Origin of the sequence: Bacillus marasmi (assembly GCF_902168435.1) — a bacterium.
GTDB classification, from domain to species: Bacteria; Bacillota; Bacilli; order Bacillales; family Cytobacillaceae; genus Bacillus_BU; species Bacillus_BU marasmi.
In genome coordinates, this window is record NZ_LR656178.1 from 18,026 (window position 1) to 39,040 (window position 21,015).

The following is a 21,015-nucleotide window of genomic DNA, read 5'->3' on the forward strand; positions in this document are numbered from 1 at the left end:
GGGGGCATCCAATACATTGGGTGCCCTAAACCCGTTTCTGGAAACGGTTAGCAGTTCAGCAAAAGTGATTGAACATTTTTTGGATGATGCTATGATAAGATATATTAATATAGTAAAAAAGGGGATTAATCTCTTGCGAAAAATAGGTATTATTATATTTTCTATTATTTTAGTTATCCTTGGCTATTTTACAATAAATTCGGCCAAAAATGCCTTTCGTGCAAGAGGAGAATTTCCAAAATCCTATGCTCAACAGCAGGTGAAGCACCGACTTGTATTAATAACGAAGGAGCTTGATACACCGTTCTGGGACAAAGTCAAAGCAGGTGCGCTTGAGCAAGCGAAAGAAAGCGATGCCAGCCTTGAGGTATGGGGGAGTTATGGAAATAATCGTGAGGATTTTATTAAGAAATTTGAAATTGCCATTCACTCTAAAGTCGATGGAATTATCATTCAAGGATTGGATGATGATGATTTTATCCATATGACAAAAATTAAAGCAGCTTTTTACGGAATTCCCGTTATTTATATAGCAAATGATGTGAACTTGGAGAAAAGTCTAAGAAAAACGTATGTCGGCTCCGATCAGTATTTGGCTGGAAAACTAATTGCAAATCAACTTATATCTGATATGGGCAAAAGTGGAGAAGTTGTCCTTTTATGTGACAACAAGGATGAATATTATCAGCAGCAACGATTACATGGTATGCTCGAAATCCTAAACACTTTTCCTGAAATCCAAATCCAAATCGCCAAAACCCAAAATACTGAAGAACGGGTAACTGCTACTACATCTGATACATTAAACAAACTCCCGGGTGTAGATGCGTTTATTGCAGTTAATGCCAATATGGCGGGTGATATGATCAAGGAAATTGGGAAACGTTCGCAGGTTGATCCATATTTTATTTATTCCTTCGATGATGGCTCGGAATCTTTATCTTTATTTAAGGAAGGAAAGCTCGATGGGATGATTGAACAATCCCCAAAAGAAATGGGGAAACTCAGCGTGATGTACATGATGCAAAGTCTGAATAACCCAACGCTTACCCTTGATATGAATGGATATCTCACCGATATTCGCTTGACGAAAGCGGTGAATCCACGATGAATAAAATCCAAAAGAAAATTTTAATGCTTACCCTTTTTGTATTGCTTTTTATGGCGGTAATATGGATTGGTCTCACCTACTACAATCAGAAGACACAAAATCAATACAATGAAATTCTCCAACGCTATTTGTTAATGAATGAAGTAACAAGTGTCAGCCAGGAGCTGATTACAAACCTTAACAACTATTTACTGACTCCAACAAATTCTAATTTTGACAAGCTCGAATCAAGTCAGGAGAAAATTACAAAAGCCAAAAATGAAATCACGGCCTTAAGAAATAATGAAAATGACTTTACGTTAAGTAATCATGTAAATTTGGTCGAAAGTCTCATGGAAACGACGAATCGTACTGTCATTTTTTATCAGGAAAAAGAAACCGAGGCATCCGCGAAGGAGTTTAGTGAGGCGACTCGCATTTCAAAGTATATTTCTGAAATGACGCTTGCATTGCTCGATTCAGAACTTAAGACTTATGACCGTTTTTATCGAGGCATAATTAAGCAATCTACCGAATTAAAGAAAATGGGACTATGGCTTATGTTGTTAATGTCTGCTGTGTTACTGTTTGTGTCATATTGGTTTTCGAGGAGTATCACAAAACCAGTGCAACAGTTAACTGAAGCAGCCAATGAATTAGCTAAGGGTCGATTTGATCAGCAAATCAAGATAGAGTCAAATGATGAAATTTCATTTTTGGCTAAAACCTTCGAACGAATGCGCGTTAATATCAATAATTTAATCTCTGATATCCACGAAAAGGCTCAGCTTGAGTATGAACTCCAGCAAAACAAGCTCTTATTGAAGGAAAGTCAGCTCAAAAGCCTACAAAGTCAAATCAATCCCCATTTCTTATACAATACACTGAATACTCTTTCAAAAAAGGCCTATCTAGAGGGTTCAGAGGAAACGAGTGAATTGCTAGTCAGTGTGGCTGGTTTGCTAAGATATAATTTAAAGCGAATTGACCGTGCAGTTACGCTTGAAGAGGAAGTAACTGTGCTTAAGCAATATTTAGAAATTCAAAAAGCACGTTTCACCGAAAGACTCCAAGTGTTTATGGAAATTGAAGAAAATTGCTTGAACGCCTTACTACCAGGGTTAACCCTACAACCAATTATTGAGAATGCGGTGATTCATGCAGTCGAACCAGAGGAAGATGGCGGCTCAATTTGGTTCCGTATCAAAGATGGTTCAGATCAAATTTTGATCGAAATCGAGGATGAAGGACCTGGAATCTCGGAAGATAAAATAAAATACATCCTACGACAAGAAGCTGATTCTCAAGAATCTGACAGGATAGATGCAACTACTGGTATTGGTTTTAGTAATGTTGTCAAACGTCTCCACCTATTTTATGGTGTCGAGGATGTAATTGATGTTCATAGCATTATTGGAAAAGGGACTAAGGTTGTGCTGAAAATACCGAAGGAGAAAATACACTAATGATCAAACTCCTAATTGTAGATGATGAGCAAATTGAGCGGGATGGTCTTGAACTGATTTTGCAGCGGTCATTTCCAGACCTGAATATCGAAAAGGCTAAAAACGGAAAAATAGCAGTTCAAATGGCTGGAGTGTTTCACCCTGATATTATTTTAATGGACATTAAAATGCCCGGCATGAATGGGCTTGAAGCGGTTGAAGTGATAGGTGCTGAGTTTCCATTTACAAAATTTGTGATGGTCACAGCCTTCGAATCCTTTGAATATGCCCGTCAGGCTATTAAGCTAGGCGTAAAGGACTATTTGCTGAAACCAAGTAAAACGAGTGAAATTATTGCCACTGTTGGGAAGGTTATTCATGAGTGTATAGAGGAACGCAAATCAATGAATACCTATATGCTGCAACAGGCCACTTTACAAAAAGCGATGCCATTAGTAGAAACTGACATTGTTACACAGCTATTATTTGATCATGTTCATGATGTGCATCTTGATATGCTCATCGAGATGATGGATATCCCTGTGTCAAATGAACTCTTTGTCATAAGTGTCATCCTTCCTGCCGGCTCCGAAAAGCAATATGGAGTTATAAAAGAAAAAATTAATCAATATGGCGGCTGCTGGATTGGGGCACTAACAAGTCGCCAGCTTCCAATTATTACATTTCGTGACCCAAATAGATCGTACCGCTCGCAAGCTATTTTCCTTGCTAATGAAATACTTGCTATTGCCAAAGGAAGCAACAGCTCAGGATGGTTTGTCGGCTTAGGTAGTGTAGTTAATTCCTTAAGCCAGATTCGCCAATCTTATCAAGAATCACTTATTGCGACGATGGATACGTCACAGCCCGTTAAGTATAGATTCTATGGTGATGTTCATATTGTAAATGGTAAATTTGACAGTGAGCTTGCTAAACATCGGGAGAAGCAGCTATTCGATCAAGTACGACTTGGCCACTGGGAGGATGTTCGGACAAACATCCAGGATATGACCCTCCGTTACTTGTCCCAAGGAGCTAATCTGTTACAGACTCAGCAACGAGTTTTTGAAATCATTTCGCTTGCAACGAGAGTATTAAGTGAAATTGGCATTAAGACAGAAACTCCGCTTTATTCATTTCAAGCTCAGGACAGCAGGCAACTTAGTACTGAAACTAACTTATTAATCGATAAACTGCAACAGGCTTATACAAGTTATTATGACCAGGTGGAGCCTGACGCAATGAATCAAATTAAGCAGTACATTTTGGAACATTCTCATAAGGATATTTCACTGGAAACATTAGGAAAGCAGGTCGGGCTAAGTCCGATATATATTAGTAAACTGTTTAAGGAAAAACTAGGAGTTAACTATATTGATTTTTTAACTGAGTGTCGGATTGAAAAGGCGAAAAAGCTGATGAGCAATCCAGATAAAAGTCTAAAGGAAATCTCTTTCGAGGTAGGCTATAACGAGCCGAATTATTTTAGTAAGGTGTTTAAAAAGAGTTGTGGGCTTTCGCCAAACGAGTATCGAAAAACGCTTTTAGGTAAAAAAGAATGATAGATCTGCAGAATACTAAACAAAGGAGAGTGTCCATGTATAGAGCAAACCTTTGGAGACTACTCTTGCTTATGTTCCCACTCTTTATCATAGTAACGGCCTGTCATGATGGTAGCGAGAATTCTAGCGAATATCGATCATCAAACACTCTAGGCTCTCCTGAAGATAAAGCATTAAAGGTCTCTCCATCTGATGAAAAAATAAAAATAGGTTTTTCGATGGACACCTTCCTTGAGGAACGTTGGTTAAAGGATAGAGATTTGTTTAAAGATGCGGTTGAAAAGCTAGGTGCAGAGGTTGAGATTATGGCAGCCAATGGCGATGATGCCCTACAAATTTCACAAGCAGAAGCTATGATTGCCAGTGGAATTGACCTTCTAATGGTAGTTCCGCATAACGCAGAGGCAGCAGCGACGATTGTGAATAAGGCTCATAAAGCTGGAATTAAGGTAATCTCCTACGATCGGCTTATTAAAAATGCCGATGTGGATTTATATATTTCCTTTGATAATGTACAGGTTGGTGAACTGCAGGCAGTCGCCGTTTCGAATATTGTTCCAAAAGGAAAGTATGTTTATATCGGAGGAGCCGTTACGGATCATAATGCACATATGTTTAAGAAAGGGGTCTTCAATGTCCTTCAGCCGTTCATCGACAAAGGCGATATTACAGTTGTTTATGATCAATGGAGCCAGGACTGGACTCCGGCAAGTGCCTATGAAAATATGAAAGCAGCTTTAATGGCCAATCATAATCAAATCGATGCAGTTATCGCAGCAAATGACGCAACAGCAGGCGGAGCAATAAAAGCACTAGAAGAGCAAGGTCTTGCCGGTAATATCCCGGTTGCTGGTCAAGATGGGGATCTCGCGGCAATCCAGCGTATAGTTAAAGGTTCGCAAATGATGACTGCATACAAACCAATTGATTATCTCACTATGGAAGCAGCGATGATTGCGGTAAAGATGGCCAAGGGTGAGAAGGTTGAAACGAATAGAAATATGAATAATGGTAAAATCGAAGTGCCCTCAGTACTCCTTGCGCCAGTTCCTGTAAACCGGACAAATATTGACGAAACGATTATTTCTGACGGGTTTCATTCATTCGAAGATGTTTATGGGAAAAGATAGAAATTTCACTAAAGCACTGTTATAACAGCATTTCAATTAAAGTAACGGCAGCTTTTCCTTCTATTGAAAAGATAGGCTGCCATTACTTGTATTCAGTTAAAATGGGAGGTCGTCAGAGGGAAGCGGGGCTTGAACAATTTTTAGTACTTGCTCAGTAATATCCTTTTCGTTATTCCAGATAACCTTTTCGATAATGGTTGGACGAAAGCCTGTTTCCATTTTCATTTTTTTAATCCACTGATAGGCAATCATCGGGATGTCTTCTTCCCTCCAAACCTTAAAATCACCTCCACACATGCAGCGATTTCCATCTATATTTAAATTTACTTGTAGATTGATATTCAGCTTCCCCGACTCCTTTCCATATATATTATACCCGAACAAGCGTTCTTTTTTCTGTTTGTATCGAAATATATTTTCTGGTAATAAGCACGTACATCTTTATATTATCTTGATGCCGAGTCTTCATTCCTTTACGCTACCTTTATCTCATTTTTGTTAAGATGTAATTGAAAGGTGTAAAGATAGGAGTGAGCTACGATGATTGTCGTAATGGATAAAGTTAGCTTACTGGCGTTTGTCATCCTATTCTATTTTTTCTTTTTCTGGTTTTGGAACGATGAATGGTAATTTATGCGTAAATGAAGCTACAAAAAATTTTACACTCCTTAAAAACGGGAGTAGGATTAAATTAAAACTTTTTATATTTTTTCCTATGGATATCCTTTTATGTTTGGAGTGAGACTAATGGATCGAAAGCTGATGGTCAAAAGGGTAATTCTGCAATTAGTAATTATGCTTTATCTCCATATTTCATCGATGCTATTATCGATGCTCATCCAACATTTGGGATTTTCAGAGGTTTGTATTGTTGTCATATATCTATTATCTGTCCTCATTACGTCTCGATATACCCAGGGGTACACCTATGGCATTATCGCTTCGTTTTTTTCAATGTTATCCTTCAACTTTTTTTTCACTGGACCGCGTTATACCTTCAAGGTCGATGATACCAACTATTTATTTACATTAATGATTATGCTGATGGCTTCTATTTTTACAAGCGCCCTGACGAGTAAGTTGATTCGGTCTAAGGAGCTTGCTAATGAAAAGGAGAAACTGGCGCAATTGCTTTATCAAATCACAAGCATGCTCGCAAAAACTGGTGGGGTTGCAGAGGTTGCAAAAGTATCTGTCCAATGTCTTTCTAATTTATTACATTGTGAAGCGACACTTGTTGTGATTAATTCTAAATTAAATAAAGCGCAAATAGTTACCTCCAAAATGGAAAAAAGGGTTATTGAAGCAACAGATGTAAATATGGATGGAATGAAAGAGATTACTGCTGATCAATATACTTTTCCGATAAAGGTTCATGATAAGATTGTGTGTTTTGTATGCTTACCGAAGGAATTTAAGAATCTTTCGAGTGATAAGAAAATACTTTTGGATTCGGCCATTATGCAAATAACGATTGCGATGGAACGCGAGCTACTTACTAGTGAAAAGGAGGCAGCGAAAGGAGAAACGGAACGCGAACGATTGAAGAGCCATCTTCTTCGAGTCATTTCTCATGATATTCGAACACCGTTGACTGGTATTACAGGAGCAGCAGAAATCTTACTGCACCATTTAAACAATGATGAAGAAATTAAGCTGGTAGAAGGGATTTATGAAGATTCTTGTTGGCTAACTCGATTAGTTGAAAACATTTTGAGCCTTACGCGGATTCAAGAGGGCAGGTTAACTGTCAACATTCAACAGGAAGCGGTTGAAGAAATCGTAGCTGAGGCTATTTATCGCGCCGCAAAGTATGCGCCTCACCATAATATTTCGAGTACAGTCCCAGATGAAGTGTTGTTTGTACCTATGGATGGAAAACTGATTGAGCAAGTGTTAATTAATTTAATCGAAAATGCCATTAAGCACACATCAACAGCAAATGAAATAGCCGTTCTTGTACAGCGTGATGATGATAAGGTTTGGTTTTCAGTCAGTGACAATGGTACTGGACTAAATGAAGCAGATATTCCAAAACTATTTGATATGTTTTTTGTGGCGAATAGTTCACCGCTTGATTCTAAGAGAGGAATTGGATTAGGATTAGCAATCTGCAAAGCAATTGTTACTTTTCATGGTGGTGAAATATTTGCCGAAAATAATCGTGCGGGTGGTTCGACATTTCGCTTTTATTTAAACATGAAAGATTAATTGGATTGTATTAAATCTGGAGGAACAATGTGATTTATCTAGTATAATGGATTAAATTGGGAATGCTCGTCAGAACTGAGAGGGGGTTTTCATATGGGATTAGTATTTTTAATAGTTGAGGATGATGAAAAAATCAGAAAGTTTATTAACTTCTCGCTTAAATCCCAAGATTATGAATGTGTCGAGGCAGCGACTGGAGAGAAAGCGTTGGGCATTATCGCTGTAGAGAACCTTGATGCAATCATACTAGATTTAGGACTTCCAGATATGGATGGGATAGATATTATCAAACAGGTGCGGGAGTTTTCGGATATACCAATTATTGTCGTATCGGCCCGTGATCAAGATTATGAAAAGGTGGAAGCGCTCGATGTCGGCGCTGATGATTATCTGACGAAACCATTCAGCATTAAGGAGTTACATGCGCGTATTCGTGTTGTGCTAAGACATAAAAAAAATAAACAAGAGCATGTTCCAATAGTGTTCCAAGTAGGCGAGCTTGAGGTGAATCTTGAAAAACATAAGGTCACGCTAGCGGGAAGAGAGGTTTTACGCCAATGGAATATAACGTACTTATTTTATTATTAAAAAACCATGGAAAGGTGTTAACTCATAAATACATATTAAAGGACGTGTGGGGTGGTTCCTATTTGGAGAGCGATGTTCAATCACTCCGTGTGTTCATGGCAAATATTAGACGAAAGTTAGAGGAAAACCCTGCCAAGCCTCGATATATTTTAACAGAAGTTGGAATTGGTTACCGCTTTGCAGATGATTAAACACATTTTTATTTAATCTTTATACATAGGTGAAATTGCTAACACAATTTTAATATAAACCCCACTAAGCTAAAAGTGAGGTAACATGATTTCTAACGTTGTTATCACTTGCATTTTGGGACATTGGGGGGATTACATTGAGGGGAACTCGTGGAGGAACTTTATTAATGGATACAAAAAATGAGGGGAATAATGTTGAGCAATCGATTCCTGAACTGGTTCCAAGCCAGGTTTTTGAAATGCTACAAACTAGCGAAGATGGCTTAACAACGGACGAAGTAACAAAGAGGCTTATGCAATATGGAAAAAATACGATTAAGGAAAAGCAAGGGAAGCCATTATATAGGCAGTTTTTTGCAAATTTTACTAGCTTGATGGCGATTCTATTATGGATAAGCGGTGGAATTGCATTCTTTGCAAAAATGCCTGAATTGGGTATAGCAGTTTGGTGTGTCAATTTTATTAATGGGATTTTTAGTTTTATTCAAGAATATCGAGCCGGAAAAGCTACCGAGGCATTAAAAGGAATGCTAGCTTCCTACGCGCGTGTCATACGAGAAGGTAAAGAAACCCAAATTCTTACGGATGAACTTGTTCCAGGAGATGTCATGCTTTTAGAGGAAGGCGATAAAATATCGGCTGATGCACGTTTAATTAAGTCCAGCGATTTACAAATCAATCAATCTGCGCTCACGGGTGAATCCAATCCAGTTCGAAAATTTGCCGATTCGATTCACCAAAATGATTTAACTAGCTTTGAAACTTCTAATCTTATTTATACAGGAAGCACCGTTTCCAGCGGCTCTGGACAAGCTATCGTGATGAAGACCGGAATGGAAACAGAATTTGGGAAAATTGCTAAACTAACACAGAACGTTGTTCATGAATTGAGTCCGTTACAAAAGGAATTAAATCGATTGACGAAACAAATCTCGATCATAGCTCTTGGATTCGGAGTCACTTTCTTTTTATTAGCTATTTTCTTTGTAAAAAACCCAGTTGCGGAATCATTCATCTTTGCTCTTGGTATGATTGTCGCTTTTATACCAGAGGGGTTATCTCCAACAGTGACATTGGCATTGGCGCAAGGTGTTCAGCGCATGGCAAAGAAAAATGGTCTTGTTAAAAATCTTTCTGCTGTTGAAACTCTGGGATGTACGTCTGTGATTTGTACTGATAAAACGGGTACCTTAACACAAAACGAAATGACAGTTAACCACATTTGGCTTCCTGATCGAGAATTAGAGGTAACGGGTACCGGATATGCTTCAGTAGGAAATGTCCTTGACAAAGGTGAAGTCATAACAGCAGATTTGGATTCTGCGCTAAGATTGATATTATCAGCAGCTAGTCTATGTAGTAACGCGAGAGTATTACCACCAAATGAAAACAATCAATCTTATACCGTGCTCGGCGACCCTACTGAAGCTAGTTTAGGAGTCGTGGCAGAAAAAGCAGGGATTCACGTTGAAGATTTACAAAAGTTAGTGCCGCGTATTCGTGAATTACACTTTGATTCCAGAAGAAAAAGAATGACAACCATTCATCAGTTATCGGACCAAGTAAATGAGGGAAATCGAGTAGCATATACAAAAGGGGCACCTAAAGAACTAATCGATTTATGTGAATCAGTATTTATTAACGGAACAGTATCTCCGTTTTCAGATGAAATGAAGAGTAGAGCACTTTCTGCTAATGATGAGTATGCCTGTTCGGGATTACGAGTTTTGGCTGTTGCTGTTCGTTATTTAAGTAATGATGACCATGATATTCCAACAAATTTGAGCGCCTATTCTCCCGAAATCATTGAGCAAAAAATGACATTTATCGGGTTTGTTGTAATGGCTGACCCACCACGTCCTGAAGTTACTGAGGCCGTGGCTAAGGCTCATAAAGCAGGAATTCGAATTGTTATGATTACTGGGGATTATGGCTTGACTGCTGAGAGCATTGCGAAAAGAATTGGTATTGTTGTAGGCGAGCATCCTCGTGTAATTTCTGGAATTGAATTGGAACACATGGACGATGAGGAACTAAAAACTGCTTTAAAAGGAGAAGTAATATTTGCTCGTGTCGCGCCTGAGCAAAAATACCGCGTTGTAGAAACTTTGCAACAAATGGGAGAAATTGTTGCGGTTACAGGAGATGGGGTAAACGATGCTCCAGCTTTGAAAAAGGCAGATATCGGTGTGGCAATGGGAATCTCTGGGACTGATGTGGCTAAAGAAGCGGCTGATATGATCTTAACCGATGATAATTTTGCTTCAATTGTTCATGCTGTGGAGCAAGGACGAGCTGTGTATAACAATATTCGCAAGTTTTTGCTTTATATTTTAAACAGCAATATGCCAGAGGCGGTCCCATCAGCATTTTTCTTATTTTCCAAAGGGACAGTTCCATTGCCGTTAACCATCATGCAAATTTTATTTGTTGACCTGGGAACAGACTTAATACCTGCTTTAGGGTTAGGGTCAGAGGAACCGGAAAAGGAGATTATGAATAAACCACCACGAAATTTAAAGGAACCGTTATTGAATAAAAGAATCATTATAAAAGCATTTGGTTGGTATGGTATTTTGGCATCCTCCGTCTCAATGTTTGCTTATTTTTTAGTTAATTATATTAACGGATATTCATTAGGAGGGTTAGCTGAGGAAGGTAGTAATGTTTATACGATAGCGACGACAATGACCCTAGCAGGTATAGTATTTAGTCAAATAGGTGCGGTCATGAACTGCCGAACAGAAAACCAATCTATCTTTTATAAAGGACTATGGAAAAATCACACAATAAATCTTGGTATCATCGTAGAAATCATCTTCCTCATCATGATTATGTATGTGCCGTTCTTGCAGGATGCATTTGGCACCGCACCTATTGGAATGACAGATTGGTTGTTTCTTATTAGCATTCCGCCACTTATTGTAGCAATTGAAGAAATTCGCAAAGCAATCTCGAGGAAGTTGGCTCAAAATCATGAAAATCCAAAAAAATTGGGAAAGGATGAAAATGATGAGGGCTATAATCGTTGGATGTAGTCATATGGGTGCTGGATTGGCGATGAACCTCCAGGCAAAGGGGCATGAAGTCACTATTATCGATCGTGAGAAAGATGCCTTTAAAAAATTGCCGAAAGTGTTCCATGGGCAAACGATCGTTGGTTTTGGGATTGATAAAAAAACTCTAGAGGCTGTACAAATTCATCTGGCAGATGCAGTAATTACTTGTACAGACAACGATGAAACTAACGCCTTACTTGCTAGAATTGCAAAAAATGAATATCGTGTCCCGCAGGTTATCGCTAGGATTTATGACCCGCGCAAGGCAGATATTTATCAAAGTTTTGGAATTCAAACAATTTCCTCAATTGCTTGGGGAATTCAAAGAGTTACAGAATTATTAAGCTACAATCAATTTGATAGTGTTTGGATTCCGGATAATGGAAAGGTTGAAATGATTCGCATTGAATCGCCCGCATTGTTAATTGGTCATCCCGTAAGAGAGTTGACAAGTGCTGGTGAAATTAAGGTCGTTACGATTACTCGAAATAACAAAGCGTTTATCCCAGTATCTGGAACGACTATAAAAGCGTATGATGTTTTGTATCTTGTTGTTGCTACTTCGGCTATTCAAAAACTAAAGGCAATGCTTGGACGTTAGGGGGATGAAGCCAATGAATGTAATCATTATTGGTGGAGGTCAAGCTGGTTCACATATTGGGCACTTATTACAAGATAATGAAATAAACATCAAAATTATCGAGGTTCGAGACATTCTCTATCAAAAGTTATCAAGAGATTTTCCTTCGGAAGTAGTTGTTTTAGGAAGTGGTACTGATCCTTATTCATTAGAGTCAGCTGGTATTGAAGAGGCGGATGTTCTTGTTGCAGTAACTGGCAGCGACGAGGTCAATCTAGTAGCTGCCACAATTGCAAAGTTTGAATTTGCGGTTCCCCGTGTTGTAGCACGTGTAAACAACCCTAATAATACATGGCTGTATAATACAGAAATGGGTGTAGATGTAGCTATCAACCAATCAGAATTACTCGCGCAAATAGTGGTTGGAGAAATGGATTTGCAGCATATCCCGACCTTGATGAAACTGAATCGGGGTAATCTATCGATTGTTAAACTATATGTCAATTCCGAATCGAGGGCTATCTCAAAATCAATAAAAGAGCTAATCATTCCTTCAAAATGTGTCCTGATTGCCATTCTGCGTGATGAAGACCAAGTCATTATCCCAAGAGGTGATACGATTATTGAAGCAAATGATTATATTTTGTTGCTAGCAGATGAAAGTGCCAAGAAATAAATAAATGCAATCTTTGTTTAAGTAAATATGGTTATGGGAGGAGGACGGTTATTTTGCTTTTGTCAACTTAGAATAACCGTCCCTTTGCTTTGCTTAATACGGGTCATTATTATGTGAAGAATATGATTCAATCGCTTGTTCTAATGCATTGAAGGCTTGGCCAAAAGCTGCAGAGGAAGAGACATCTCCAGCACTTTTTAATGCAATACGTGAATTATTTGCTTGGGTAAGAGCTGTAATCGCATTCGAAATCATTGTTCCTTTATCTCCGTATTGATCAAGTGCAGACTGAAGCTCATTAATACACGCGGTCAAGTCATATTTTTCTGGATGATCGTAGGCTCTAATGACCTCTTCTTTAATTTGCTGCAGTAATAATTTCATAATTATCCTCACTCCTCTAAATAATTACAACCAAAAGGTAGTTTTCCCAATTATTAGCGCTCAATGCTTTGTTTTTTGAAGAATACTGAAAATAAAATGCCCAGTTTGCTCTTATAGTTTTCAATCTAACATTTATTCTCTATAATGGAACTAGTGGGGAGTCGCTGGCCTTTGGGGGAAAAATTGAAAAGAATCAGGTGGGTGAGAAAAATGGGTATTCTTTTTGTTGAAAAGCAAAAAGTTTGGATCAATATTGATCATCCAACTAAGAGATTTTCCTTACATAAAGTTTGTATCTATACCGATAAAATGTCCGAAACACCTTATAAAGGTGTGGGAACATTAAAAAGAGACGGTGGGTGGCTGCAGGTGAAAAATCTCCAAGCTGCAGAAGATTTTTACGCTGATTACTATCCGCATTATGAATTCGTTAACCACTGTATTCCAACTCACGGAAAAAAGGTTGTATAATATTTGATGATTATTTTGTAATCCAGAGACTGACCTAAAGTGGGTTAGTCTTTTTGTTTTGAAGAAAATGCTGAATATATTTATTTATTTCAGAAAATATAGAAAAATTAGAAAAATGTTATTTCTTTTTGCTCAATAATGTTATAAGATTTTCTTATATATATAGATAAGGGGGATTTCTGTGACCTGGCTTTTTGTATTTTTACTTATTAGTTCTTTTTTGTTAGGACTTTTTAATGCACCAACTTGGATGATCTTTATCGTATTCATCTTATTTATTGGTGGGGTTATGTACTTTACTCTTTATCCGATTCTGTATGAGAAAAATATCGAAAAAATATTAAAGTTTTTACAGAAATCAAAGAATGCTCATAACCAATTTTTATTTCATCTCTATCATGGGAATGTGGACAAAGCGGCAAAAGCTGCGAAGGAGATCAAATCTGACCAGCTGCAATATTATGCAAAATTAGCACTGTTAAACCACCAGAATAAGATTTCTGAAGGTAAAGTTTACCTCGCAAATCTTAAAAATGGTGAATACAAAGCATATTATAGTGCAGCAATTGCACTTGGAGAAGCTAAACATGAAGAATATCAAGAAAATCTTGCAAAAGTGAAGGATCCTCTAAACCGTTCGTTTTTACATATAGAGGAAAAAATCCGTTCTGGCGAAACACAGCAAGCTATAAACACGCTCGAAAGCCACATTAAAAAGCTCAGAGGTTTAAAATTATTATCAGCTATTCAGTATAAAAAGGAACTTGAACAACGTAAAGTAGGATAAATTAGACTTTTCACTTTTATTTTTAAGGCTGTTTTAATGCGCAGTGTTGATTTTTGCCAAGTTGATAGGAGCGGAAATCAACATGCAAATTTAACATAGCCATTTTTAACCTTGTTTAACTCTTTTTTTGTAAGAGTCGAACAAGGTTTTTTGTTGTCTAAATTTACTTAAGGCATAAAGGATTAATCCTAATAATAGAGAATTGTATATATAAACTATTTTTCTAGTATATCAATTTAGGTGTGGAACAATGATCTTGAGAAATAATCGAAAGTGGTGAAGCGGGTGATTGAGTATTATATCGATGGGTCCACAAAAGATCAAATGATTGGTGTAGGAATCGTCAAGGTAAATGAATTTGGTTTTATCGAAAAATATCATTTCAAGGTTGAGCACGTTAACCCAACTTCTAACCTTGCAGAAGGTTATGCGTTGGAGAGGACATTACATATGATTAAAGAAAATGATCTCCATAAGCACGAAATGATCGATATTTACACAGATTGCCAAAAACTTCATCGATTATTTCTATCAAATGAGAACATGGAGTATAATCGTAATAATTATTTTGAAAAACAGGAAGCAAACCATTATTATCAACATATTCGTAGGTTGTATATCGAGTTAATCTCTTACTTTTCAAACTATCCATTATTTCATTGTGAAAAAACAAATCATGCCAGACCGCTTATTAAAATTCATTTTAACCATGATACTAATCAAAAGTATCATCAATATGCTCACAATTTAAGTCGGCATTACTTAAAAAATGAATCTGTACCAGCACCGAAAGTAGAGTTTTCGGCGAAAAGAAAAGATAATACATGGTACATTGTTAAGGACAACGAGGAGGTTGTCGCAGAAAACAAAAGACCGATACTCGCGCTAGCAGATGCGATTAGACCATTAGATAAACAAACTCAAATCAAACTTTGTGAAGTCCTTTCGTCATTTATCAAAAATACTCGACAACAAAAAATTCAGAATTCATCTCTAAAAGCTTCCATGAGTATAATCAATCAACGGAAATATTTATAAAGCTCAAATACCAATATTTATACAATTACTTCTTTAACAGCAGCAGTATAATGAAGAAAAGTGCAAGTGGAGGTGGGAAGGATGAAACATAGTTTAATATTTACGTTAATTATTACGACGTTAATACTTACTGGTTGCATTAAGATTAATACCTCTTTGAAAATTAATGCTGATGGCAGCAGCGATGTAACACTTGTCTACGGTGTTGATAAGCAATTAGCCGCTATGGATAAAGACTTTAGTTTAGAGGAGTTTACAACCGAGGCTGAAGCTAATGGATACAAAGTGAAAAAATTTGAGGATGACAGATTTGTAGGGTATAAATTAACAAGTCATTATGAAACACTAGCTGAACTTTCAAAAAAACTAGATTATAACGGATTAAGCATTAAGGTAGAGGAAGATAAAGGTTTTTTTAAAACCAAATATATAGTCACTGGTAATATTAATTTATCAGATATGACCGAAAATAATAACAATGGATTCGAGCAACAGTTTGCAGAATCATTTATGAGGCAAATGGATTTGAAATTTTCACTTACGCTTCCACAAAAGGCAGGGAAAAATAATGCTTCTGAGGTCAAAGATGATGGAAAGACATTGATTTGGGAATTAAAAGTAAACAGTGAAAATAAACTAGAAGTTCAATATGAAAAAATGAATATATTAAATATTTCTTTTATTATTGGAGTTATTATTGGTATATTTGCAATAGTGGGAGTTGCACGAAGAAAAATGCTTAAAGCATAAGGTAAATAGTGTAGAAGGAGCGATTATTCTGCTGTATTTTTCAGAGTAATCGCTCTTGTTATTTCGCTCTCATATTTTTATCCCTTATGAATTACACCAGCAAGTTCAAGTAGGGTCAGGATGATTTCAAAAACGATGAGTAGTACGATAATCCACTCTACGAATAGACCTCGAATTGAATGACTGATATTGGAAAAGCCGTCCATGATGCTATAGAGAATTTCAGTTTTACTCTTTAATATTTTATAACGATCGTTTAATTCGAAGAACTCAAACATTTTATCGTAAAAGTCACCTGCTGTACTGCTTGTCCATGTAATATCAGGTTTATCGAGAATCATGATATAAGACAGGGTGTTGTATTCGTGACGTACGATTTTTGCGGTTGTCCGAGCCAATTCTTTATTTCCAATACGAAGTTTCCCTTTTTCAAGTCGGTCAACCATATTTTCGAGCTTGTCCAAGATGGTCCCTAGCTGTTCCTCAGTTTTCTCAAGTGCTACAGATTTAGCAAGCACAGTCGAGATTAATTCAGGATAATAGTTTTCAAAAGCTGGAACTACGACAAATTCATCGTTAAGTTCTAATTCTTCAGATTCTCGCACATGAAGGCAATAGTCATCAGAATAACGATCAAAATCATTAAGATTAATGTCTTTCTCGAAGCTTTGGAGGAATATTAAGATATCCAGTATTTCAGTGGAATCTGTGAAATTAATGAAGACAATACTACCAAACGAAAAAATCTGGACTTGTTGTGATGAGTCCACTTTTTGTTTAAGAGTTGTTTCTAGCAAATCGCTTTTAAGTATTAGCGGTTCTTCCCAGGTGAATTTTTTGGGGATACCGCAATAAATGGCGATTTTATTTAAATCAATTTCATTCGTTATGGCAAATGCTTTAAAGGTTATCGGCTTTATCATTTATATCACCCATTTCAGAAATTGATATATACTTCCAATATATTCTATTATAATCGAAAACATGCTCAGGCTATAACAGGCGAACAATAAGGTCTATTATTTAAAAGTTGTTAATATGATAAGGGAAATTTTAACTATCGACCTTGTGTTACGATGTACATTGTGATACGATGTATTCAAGAAAAAAATCGAAAGTGAGGTGGGAATTTGGACAAGGAAATCATGAAAGGAAGCATTGATATTTTACTTCTTTCACTTCTGAATAAAAAAAATATGTACGGATATGAAATTGTAAAGACTTTGAAGGAAAACAGTAATGATTTATACAACATGGGTGAAGGGACTCTTTATCCAGCCTTAAAAAGACTAGAGAACAAGGATTGGCTTATGTCTTATTGGGAAAGCTCCGAACTTGGAACTCGACGCAAATATTACAAGATTACGGATGACGGAAAAAAAGAATTAAATAAAAAACTGAAAGAGTGGAAGCAAATAAATCATTTAATAAAAGTTTGTACGGAGGGAATGGCTTGGATAAAAAGATTGATGCCTATATAGGAGAAATTGTGAGTGGTCTGAATTGTGACGAGAAAGAAAAAAGGGAAATTTTCGATGAAATGAAGGATCACTTATTATTATTAAAGCAGGAATATTACAATCAAGGCTTAACTGAAGCTGAAGCAACAGAAAAAGCATTGGAATGTTTTGGAGAGCAAAGGCAATTAACAAGTGGATTACAGGATTCCATCTTCCCATATTATAAGATTTTAAAGATTGGTTTATGGGTCCTTTTTGTAATGTACCTTTTATTGATGTCATTTAAGCTACTTTTGGAAAGAATCATTGGTCGAGTTTTCGATTTATTTGTTGAGGGATATGGTTTTAATCGTTATTTCTTTTATCCAGAAGGTACTAATAGTTTTTTTGATAGGGAAGTCTGGCTAGCTAATTCTAACCTCATCCCGTTTCAAAATACGCTGATTTACATAAATGGTTCAGACCGATTCAATTTGGATATTATCATCAACAATACTTTAGGTAATATACTCGTGTTTTTACCATTAGGAATTTTCCTGCCACTTTTATTCAAAAAGTATCGCTCCTATTCAAACTTATTTCTACACAGTTTACTTTTAAGTCTTTCTATAGAAATCATACAGTTTTCGATGCAAATTGGTCAGTTTGATATTGATGATATTATTTTAAACACTGTTGGAGCAATTTTAGGCTTACTTATTTATGATATGGTAGTGAAATTGAAAAATTTTGGAAGTGGGAAAATGGTTCACAAAACAACCAACTGAATGTGAGGTACAGATTATGCTTAGAAATGAAATCACAGAGCTACTACAAATTGACTACCCGATTATTCAAGCACCAATGGCTGGGGGCGTGACAACTCCAACCTTGGTTGCTGCCGTTTCAAACAACGGGTGTCTCGGAATGTTTGGATCTGGTTATTTAAACGCCGAGCAAACTCGGGAACAAATAAAGGAAGCAAAAAAGTTAACTTCTAATCATTTTGGAATAAATTTATTTGTACCTACGCAATTCAGTCAATCCATTGATGAAATCAATCAAGCTAATCTATTGTTACAGCCTTTTCGCGAAAAATTAAACATCGCTACTGGAGGAACTAGTAATCTACCTGATTACGAAAGTGCTTCTGAAACATTTCACGAACAGATTAGAGTAATTATTGAGGAACGTGTTCCAGTATGTTCTTTTACATTTGGAATTCCTTCTTCAGAGGTCATAAGGGAGCTAAAGCAACACAATATCATTGTAATCGGGACCGCAACCACTGTGGATGAGGCCATTGAAGTTGAAAAATGCGGAATGGACATGGTCGTTGTACAAGGTTGTGAAGCTGGGGGACATCGAGGGAATTTTCTACACGATGTCAAGGAAAGTCAAATCGGCTTAATGTCGCTGATTCCGCAGGTTACAGACAATGTGAACATACCAGTGATTGCAGCTGGCGGAATTATGGATGGTAGAGGGTTAAGAGCATCTCTCTGTTTAGGAGCAAAAGCAGTTCAAATGGGAACAGCCTTCTTAACTTGTCAGGAGAGTGGGGCACACAAGCTTCATAAAGAATCCATTGTTCATGCAGGTGAAGACCAGGCTGTGTTAACTAGAGCTTTTTCTGGTAAATGGGCAAGGGGTATTAAGAATATCTTTATTACGGAGACTCAAAATCATGAAGCTGCATTTGCGCAATATCCGGTTCAAAATACACTAACTCAAAATATTCGAAAGGCTGCTGCAGCCCAAGGTAATCCGGAGTTCATGTCACTTTGGTCAGGTCAAAGTCCAAGATTGGCGAAAAGTCAAAGTGTTGAAGAATTGATTAGTAGAATTGTAGCTGAGCTTTTAAAAAAATAATAATTTTCTGGTTGATGTAGGTATGCCTCTTGTTGTGGTTTTGTGGAAGATGAGGCATACTGAAGGGCTTAAGTTACCTAATTTTTTGATTCGTTGGTAAAGAGGGCACTTATATGAGGGGTAAGTGACCTATTTTTCATAATCGCAAGAAAAGGGGTCACTTATAGTGGCGATAAGTGACCTATTTTTCAGAATCACCAAAAAATAATGCACTTATATAGTTATCAACTATAAACAACAGCGGGGTATAATAACCCCGCTGTTGAAATTTAGCTATATTTATCGCTCCCGTACGGCGTCTTCTTCCGTCTCCATCGCTCTTAGCGACTCATCTACCTTTACCATCATTGAGCATTCAACTCTTTTTTTGAAAATATCGCAGCTAAATGGGTAGGTTCCATTAAGGGAGCCGGTCGCATGCAAGTTGTTGGCCGGACAACCACCGCTGCAGTACAGCTTTGCCCAGCAATCTTCACAGTCAGGTTTAGAGTAGCAATTGCTTACTTTGAATTGAGTTTGTATGTCAGGCTTCGTAATGCCATCCCAGATGTTTCCCATGCTGTATTGTTGGTCTCCGACAAACTGATGACATGGGAAGAGCTCGCCCCAAGGTGTAACAGCAAGATACTCAGTTCCTGAACCGCAGCCTGTTAGTCTTTTTTGAATACAAGGTCCTTCGGATAGGTCTAGCATGTAATGATAGAAAGTAAAGCCTTTGCCATTCTTCCCGCGTCTTATCATTTCATTGGCCAGGATTTCATACTGGTTGTATATCTCTGGTAAATCTGCTTCTGTTAGGGCATATGGTTCACTTGGGTCGCAAATAACGGGTTCCATTGAGAGTTTATCAAAGCCAAGGTCAGCAATATGGAAAATATCATTAGTAAAATCAACATTGTTGTGCGTATATGTCCCGCGTACATAATATTCCCGGTCGCCGCGTTTCTTAACAAATTCTTTAAATTTAGGAACGATATGTTCATAACTGCCTTTTCCTGTTACGGTCATGCGGAGATGGTCATGGACTTCTTTACGACCATCAAGGCTTAAGACAACATTGTACATTTCCTTATTTAAAAACTCAGTTACTTCATCATTTAGGAGCATCCCATTTGTGGTAAACGTAAAGCGGAATCTCTTTTTAAACGCTACTTCCTTACTCCTTGCGTACGCCACGATCTGCTTTACAACATTCCAAGCCATTAAGGGTTCGCCACCAAAGAAGTCGATATCTAGATTTCGGTGTGGTCCAGAGTTTTCCAACAAGTAATCAATCGCTCTTTTTCCAACCTCAAAGCTCATAATGGCACGATCACCATTATATTTGCCTTGACTAGCGAAGCAGTAATCACAGGAAAGATTACAAGTATGCGCAACATTAAAGCAAAGGGCCTTAAGGTAGGTTTGACGTTTGGTGAGATCAACTGATAAATTTTTATATTCATCCTCAGTGAAAAGCTGTCCATCGGCTTTTAGCTCTTCAACTGCAGCAATCGTTTCGCGAATTTCGTGAACTGTAATAGACTCGTTATCAGCATGTTTTGCAAGCATTTTTGTGATGATATCATCTGCTGAATGATTTTCGAAAAGTGCAATAATGTCATAGGCAAGGTCATCGACAACATGGACGGACCCACTATATGTATCAAGAACAATATTGTAGCCATTTAGTTGATATTGATGAATCATGATGTAGTATTAAGCTCCTTTTGAACAAAAAATTGCCGCCCAGCTGGTTCAGC

21 protein-coding genes are annotated in these 21,015 nt (G+C 37.3%); 17 read left to right on the forward strand and 4 right to left on the reverse strand.

Annotated features, from left to right (window positions below):
• The first annotated feature begins 16 nt into the window (after positions 1 to 16).
• From FXW34_RS18065 to xylF, 4 genes are read left to right on the forward strand one after another with little or no spacing between them, the layout of a single operon-like run.
• Entirely contained in the window at positions 17 to 1,111 is a 1,095-nt protein-coding gene (locus FXW34_RS18065; RefSeq protein ID WP_342780837.1) for a sugar ABC transporter substrate-binding protein, read from the forward strand.
• Complete coding sequence (locus FXW34_RS18070; protein ID WP_147535458.1) at positions 1,108 to 2,556, forward strand: sensor histidine kinase; 1,449 nt, start codon at positions 1,108 to 1,110, stop codon at positions 2,554 to 2,556. Before FXW34_RS18065 ends, FXW34_RS18070 begins: the two co-directional genes overlap by 4 nt.
• On the forward strand, positions 2,556 to 4,097 hold the full coding sequence (locus FXW34_RS18075; RefSeq protein ID WP_147535459.1) for a response regulator transcription factor: 1,542 nt from the start codon (positions 2,556 to 2,558) through the stop codon (positions 4,095 to 4,097). Before FXW34_RS18070 ends, FXW34_RS18075 begins: the two co-directional genes overlap by 1 nt.
• 35 nt (positions 4,098 to 4,132) lie before the next feature.
• Positions 4,133 to 5,227 carry a D-xylose ABC transporter substrate-binding protein gene (gene xylF, locus FXW34_RS18080; RefSeq protein WP_147535460.1) on the forward strand — a complete coding sequence of 365 codons (1,095 nt, stop codon included), beginning with the start codon at positions 4,133 to 4,135 and terminating at the stop codon, positions 5,225 to 5,227.
• 96 nt (positions 5,228 to 5,323) lie between these two features.
• On the opposite strand, the gene FXW34_RS18085 is transcribed toward xylF, so the two are convergent.
• The gene (locus tag FXW34_RS18085) at positions 5,324 to 5,524 is read right to left on the reverse strand and encodes a hypothetical protein (RefSeq protein ID WP_246141173.1); all 201 of its coding nucleotides are present in this window, start codon (positions 5,522 to 5,524) and stop codon (positions 5,324 to 5,326) included.
• 450 nt (positions 5,525 to 5,974) lie between these two features.
• On the opposite strand from FXW34_RS18085, the gene FXW34_RS18090 reads away from it, so the two are divergent.
• The 6 genes from FXW34_RS18090 (at position 5,975) to FXW34_RS18110 (ending at position 12,532) form a co-directional block, all read left to right on the forward strand.
• Positions 5,975 to 7,438, forward strand: a complete 1,464-nt coding sequence (locus FXW34_RS18090; protein ID WP_187119018.1) for an ATP-binding protein — start codon at positions 5,975 to 5,977, stop codon at positions 7,436 to 7,438.
• Between the two features lie 93 nt (positions 7,439 to 7,531).
• On the forward strand, positions 7,532 to 8,026 hold the full coding sequence (locus FXW34_RS18095; protein ID WP_246141175.1) for a response regulator transcription factor: 495 nt from the start codon (positions 7,532 to 7,534) through the stop codon (positions 8,024 to 8,026).
• Positions 7,996 to 8,217: a winged helix-turn-helix domain-containing protein gene (locus FXW34_RS23460; protein WP_246141177.1), complete on the forward strand. Its 222-nt coding sequence runs from the start codon at positions 7,996 to 7,998 to the stop codon at positions 8,215 to 8,217. The genes FXW34_RS18095 and FXW34_RS23460 overlap by 31 nt, the downstream gene beginning before the upstream one ends.
• Positions 8,218 to 8,384: 167 nt before the next feature.
• Complete coding sequence (locus tag FXW34_RS18100) at positions 8,385 to 11,255, forward strand: cation-translocating P-type ATPase (RefSeq protein WP_147535462.1); 2,871 nt, start codon at positions 8,385 to 8,387, stop codon at positions 11,253 to 11,255.
• The gene (locus tag FXW34_RS18105; protein WP_187119019.1) at positions 11,230 to 11,877 is read left to right on the forward strand and encodes a potassium channel family protein; all 648 of its coding nucleotides are present in this window, start codon (positions 11,230 to 11,232) and stop codon (positions 11,875 to 11,877) included. The genes FXW34_RS18100 and FXW34_RS18105 overlap by 26 nt, the downstream gene beginning before the upstream one ends.
• Before the next feature lie 13 nt (positions 11,878 to 11,890).
• Positions 11,891 to 12,532: a potassium channel family protein gene (locus FXW34_RS18110; RefSeq protein ID WP_187119020.1), complete on the forward strand. Its 642-nt coding sequence runs from the start codon at positions 11,891 to 11,893 to the stop codon at positions 12,530 to 12,532.
• A gap of 93 nt (positions 12,533 to 12,625) precedes the next feature.
• Here FXW34_RS18110 and FXW34_RS18115 read toward each other — a convergent pair whose 3' ends face one another.
• Positions 12,626 to 12,916 carry a hypothetical protein gene (locus tag FXW34_RS18115; protein ID WP_147535465.1) on the reverse strand — a complete coding sequence of 97 codons (291 nt, stop codon included), beginning with the start codon at positions 12,914 to 12,916 and terminating at the stop codon, positions 12,626 to 12,628.
• 210 nt (positions 12,917 to 13,126) lie between these two features.
• Between FXW34_RS18115 and FXW34_RS18120 the strand changes: the two genes are divergently transcribed.
• The 4 genes from FXW34_RS18120 to FXW34_RS18135 all read left to right on the forward strand — a co-directional run bounded on the left by FXW34_RS18120 (position 13,127) and on the right by FXW34_RS18135 (position 15,962).
• Positions 13,127 to 13,387: a hypothetical protein gene (locus tag FXW34_RS18120; RefSeq protein ID WP_147535466.1), complete on the forward strand. Its 261-nt coding sequence runs from the start codon at positions 13,127 to 13,129 to the stop codon at positions 13,385 to 13,387.
• A gap of 181 nt (positions 13,388 to 13,568) precedes the next feature.
• Entirely contained in the window at positions 13,569 to 14,174 is a 606-nt protein-coding gene (locus FXW34_RS18125) for a hypothetical protein (RefSeq protein WP_147535467.1), read from the forward strand.
• Between the two features lie 285 nt (positions 14,175 to 14,459).
• Positions 14,460 to 15,212, forward strand: a complete 753-nt coding sequence (locus FXW34_RS18130) for a hypothetical protein (protein ID WP_147535468.1) — start codon at positions 14,460 to 14,462, stop codon at positions 15,210 to 15,212.
• An 81-nt stretch (positions 15,213 to 15,293) separates the two neighbouring features.
• Positions 15,294 to 15,962: an LppM family (lipo)protein gene (locus FXW34_RS18135; protein ID WP_147535469.1), complete on the forward strand. Its 669-nt coding sequence runs from the start codon at positions 15,294 to 15,296 to the stop codon at positions 15,960 to 15,962.
• Between the two features lie 77 nt (positions 15,963 to 16,039).
• Here FXW34_RS18135 and FXW34_RS18140 read toward each other — a convergent pair whose 3' ends face one another.
• Entirely contained in the window at positions 16,040 to 16,885 is an 846-nt protein-coding gene (locus FXW34_RS18140; protein ID WP_246141178.1) for an RMD1 family protein, read from the reverse strand.
• Positions 16,886 to 17,092: 207 nt separating this feature from the next.
• Here FXW34_RS18140 and FXW34_RS18145 point away from each other — a divergent pair, with 207 nt between their 5' ends.
• The 3 genes from FXW34_RS18145 to FXW34_RS18155 are packed head-to-tail and all read left to right on the forward strand — an operon-like array spanning position 17,093 to position 19,273.
• Positions 17,093 to 17,443 carry a PadR family transcriptional regulator gene (locus tag FXW34_RS18145; RefSeq protein ID WP_147535470.1) on the forward strand — a complete coding sequence of 117 codons (351 nt, stop codon included), beginning with the start codon at positions 17,093 to 17,095 and terminating at the stop codon, positions 17,441 to 17,443.
• Positions 17,416 to 18,189, forward strand: coding sequence for a VanZ family protein (locus FXW34_RS18150; RefSeq protein WP_147535471.1), 774 nt, complete (start codon positions 17,416 to 17,418; stop codon positions 18,187 to 18,189). Before FXW34_RS18145 ends, FXW34_RS18150 begins: the two co-directional genes overlap by 28 nt.
• A gap of 16 nt (positions 18,190 to 18,205) precedes the next feature.
• The gene (locus FXW34_RS18155) at positions 18,206 to 19,273 is read left to right on the forward strand and encodes an NAD(P)H-dependent flavin oxidoreductase (RefSeq protein ID WP_147535472.1); all 1,068 of its coding nucleotides are present in this window, start codon (positions 18,206 to 18,208) and stop codon (positions 19,271 to 19,273) included.
• Positions 19,274 to 19,552: 279 nt separating this feature from the next.
• Here the strand turns inward: FXW34_RS18155 and scfB are convergent, their stop codons facing one another.
• Entirely contained in the window at positions 19,553 to 20,962 is a 1,410-nt protein-coding gene (gene scfB / locus FXW34_RS18160) for a thioether cross-link-forming SCIFF peptide maturase (RefSeq protein WP_147535473.1), read from the reverse strand.
• Positions 20,963 to 21,015: the final 53 nt, after the last annotated feature.

Bases quoted from the DNA above. Each gene is read 5' to 3' on its own strand.
- FXW34_RS18070 (WP_147535458.1), top strand. From the start codon at position 1,108: ATGAATAAAATCCAAAAGAAAATTTTAATGCTTACCCTTTTTGTATTG.
- FXW34_RS18075 (WP_147535459.1), top strand. From the start codon at position 2,556: ATGATCAAACTCCTAATTGTAGATGATGAGCAAATTGAGCGGGATGGT.
- xylF (WP_147535460.1), top strand. From the start codon at position 4,133: ATGTATAGAGCAAACCTTTGGAGACTACTCTTGCTTATGTTCCCACTC.
- FXW34_RS18085 (WP_246141173.1), bottom strand. From the start codon at position 5,524: ATGTGTGGAGGTGATTTTAAGGTTTGGAGGGAAGAAGACATCCCGATG.
- FXW34_RS18090 (WP_187119018.1), top strand. From the start codon at position 5,975: ATGGATCGAAAGCTGATGGTCAAAAGGGTAATTCTGCAATTAGTAATT.
- FXW34_RS18095 (WP_246141175.1), top strand. From the start codon at position 7,532: ATGGGATTAGTATTTTTAATAGTTGAGGATGATGAAAAAATCAGAAAG.
- FXW34_RS23460 (WP_246141177.1), top strand. From the start codon at position 7,996: ATGGAATATAACGTACTTATTTTATTATTAAAAAACCATGGAAAGGTG.
- FXW34_RS18100 (WP_147535462.1), top strand. From the start codon at position 8,385: ATGGATACAAAAAATGAGGGGAATAATGTTGAGCAATCGATTCCTGAA.
- FXW34_RS18105 (WP_187119019.1), top strand. From the start codon at position 11,230: ATGAGGGCTATAATCGTTGGATGTAGTCATATGGGTGCTGGATTGGCG.
- FXW34_RS18110 (WP_187119020.1), top strand. From the start codon at position 11,891: ATGAATGTAATCATTATTGGTGGAGGTCAAGCTGGTTCACATATTGGG.
- FXW34_RS18115 (WP_147535465.1), bottom strand. From the start codon at position 12,916: ATGAAATTATTACTGCAGCAAATTAAAGAAGAGGTCATTAGAGCCTAC.
- FXW34_RS18120 (WP_147535466.1), top strand. From the start codon at position 13,127: ATGGGTATTCTTTTTGTTGAAAAGCAAAAAGTTTGGATCAATATTGAT.
- FXW34_RS18135 (WP_147535469.1), top strand. From the start codon at position 15,294: ATGAAACATAGTTTAATATTTACGTTAATTATTACGACGTTAATACTT.
- FXW34_RS18140 (WP_246141178.1), bottom strand. From the start codon at position 16,885: ATGATAAAGCCGATAACCTTTAAAGCATTTGCCATAACGAATGAAATT.
- FXW34_RS18155 (WP_147535472.1), top strand. From the start codon at position 18,206: ATGCTTAGAAATGAAATCACAGAGCTACTACAAATTGACTACCCGATT.
- scfB (WP_147535473.1), bottom strand. From the start codon at position 20,962: ATGATTCATCAATATCAACTAAATGGCTACAATATTGTTCTTGATACA.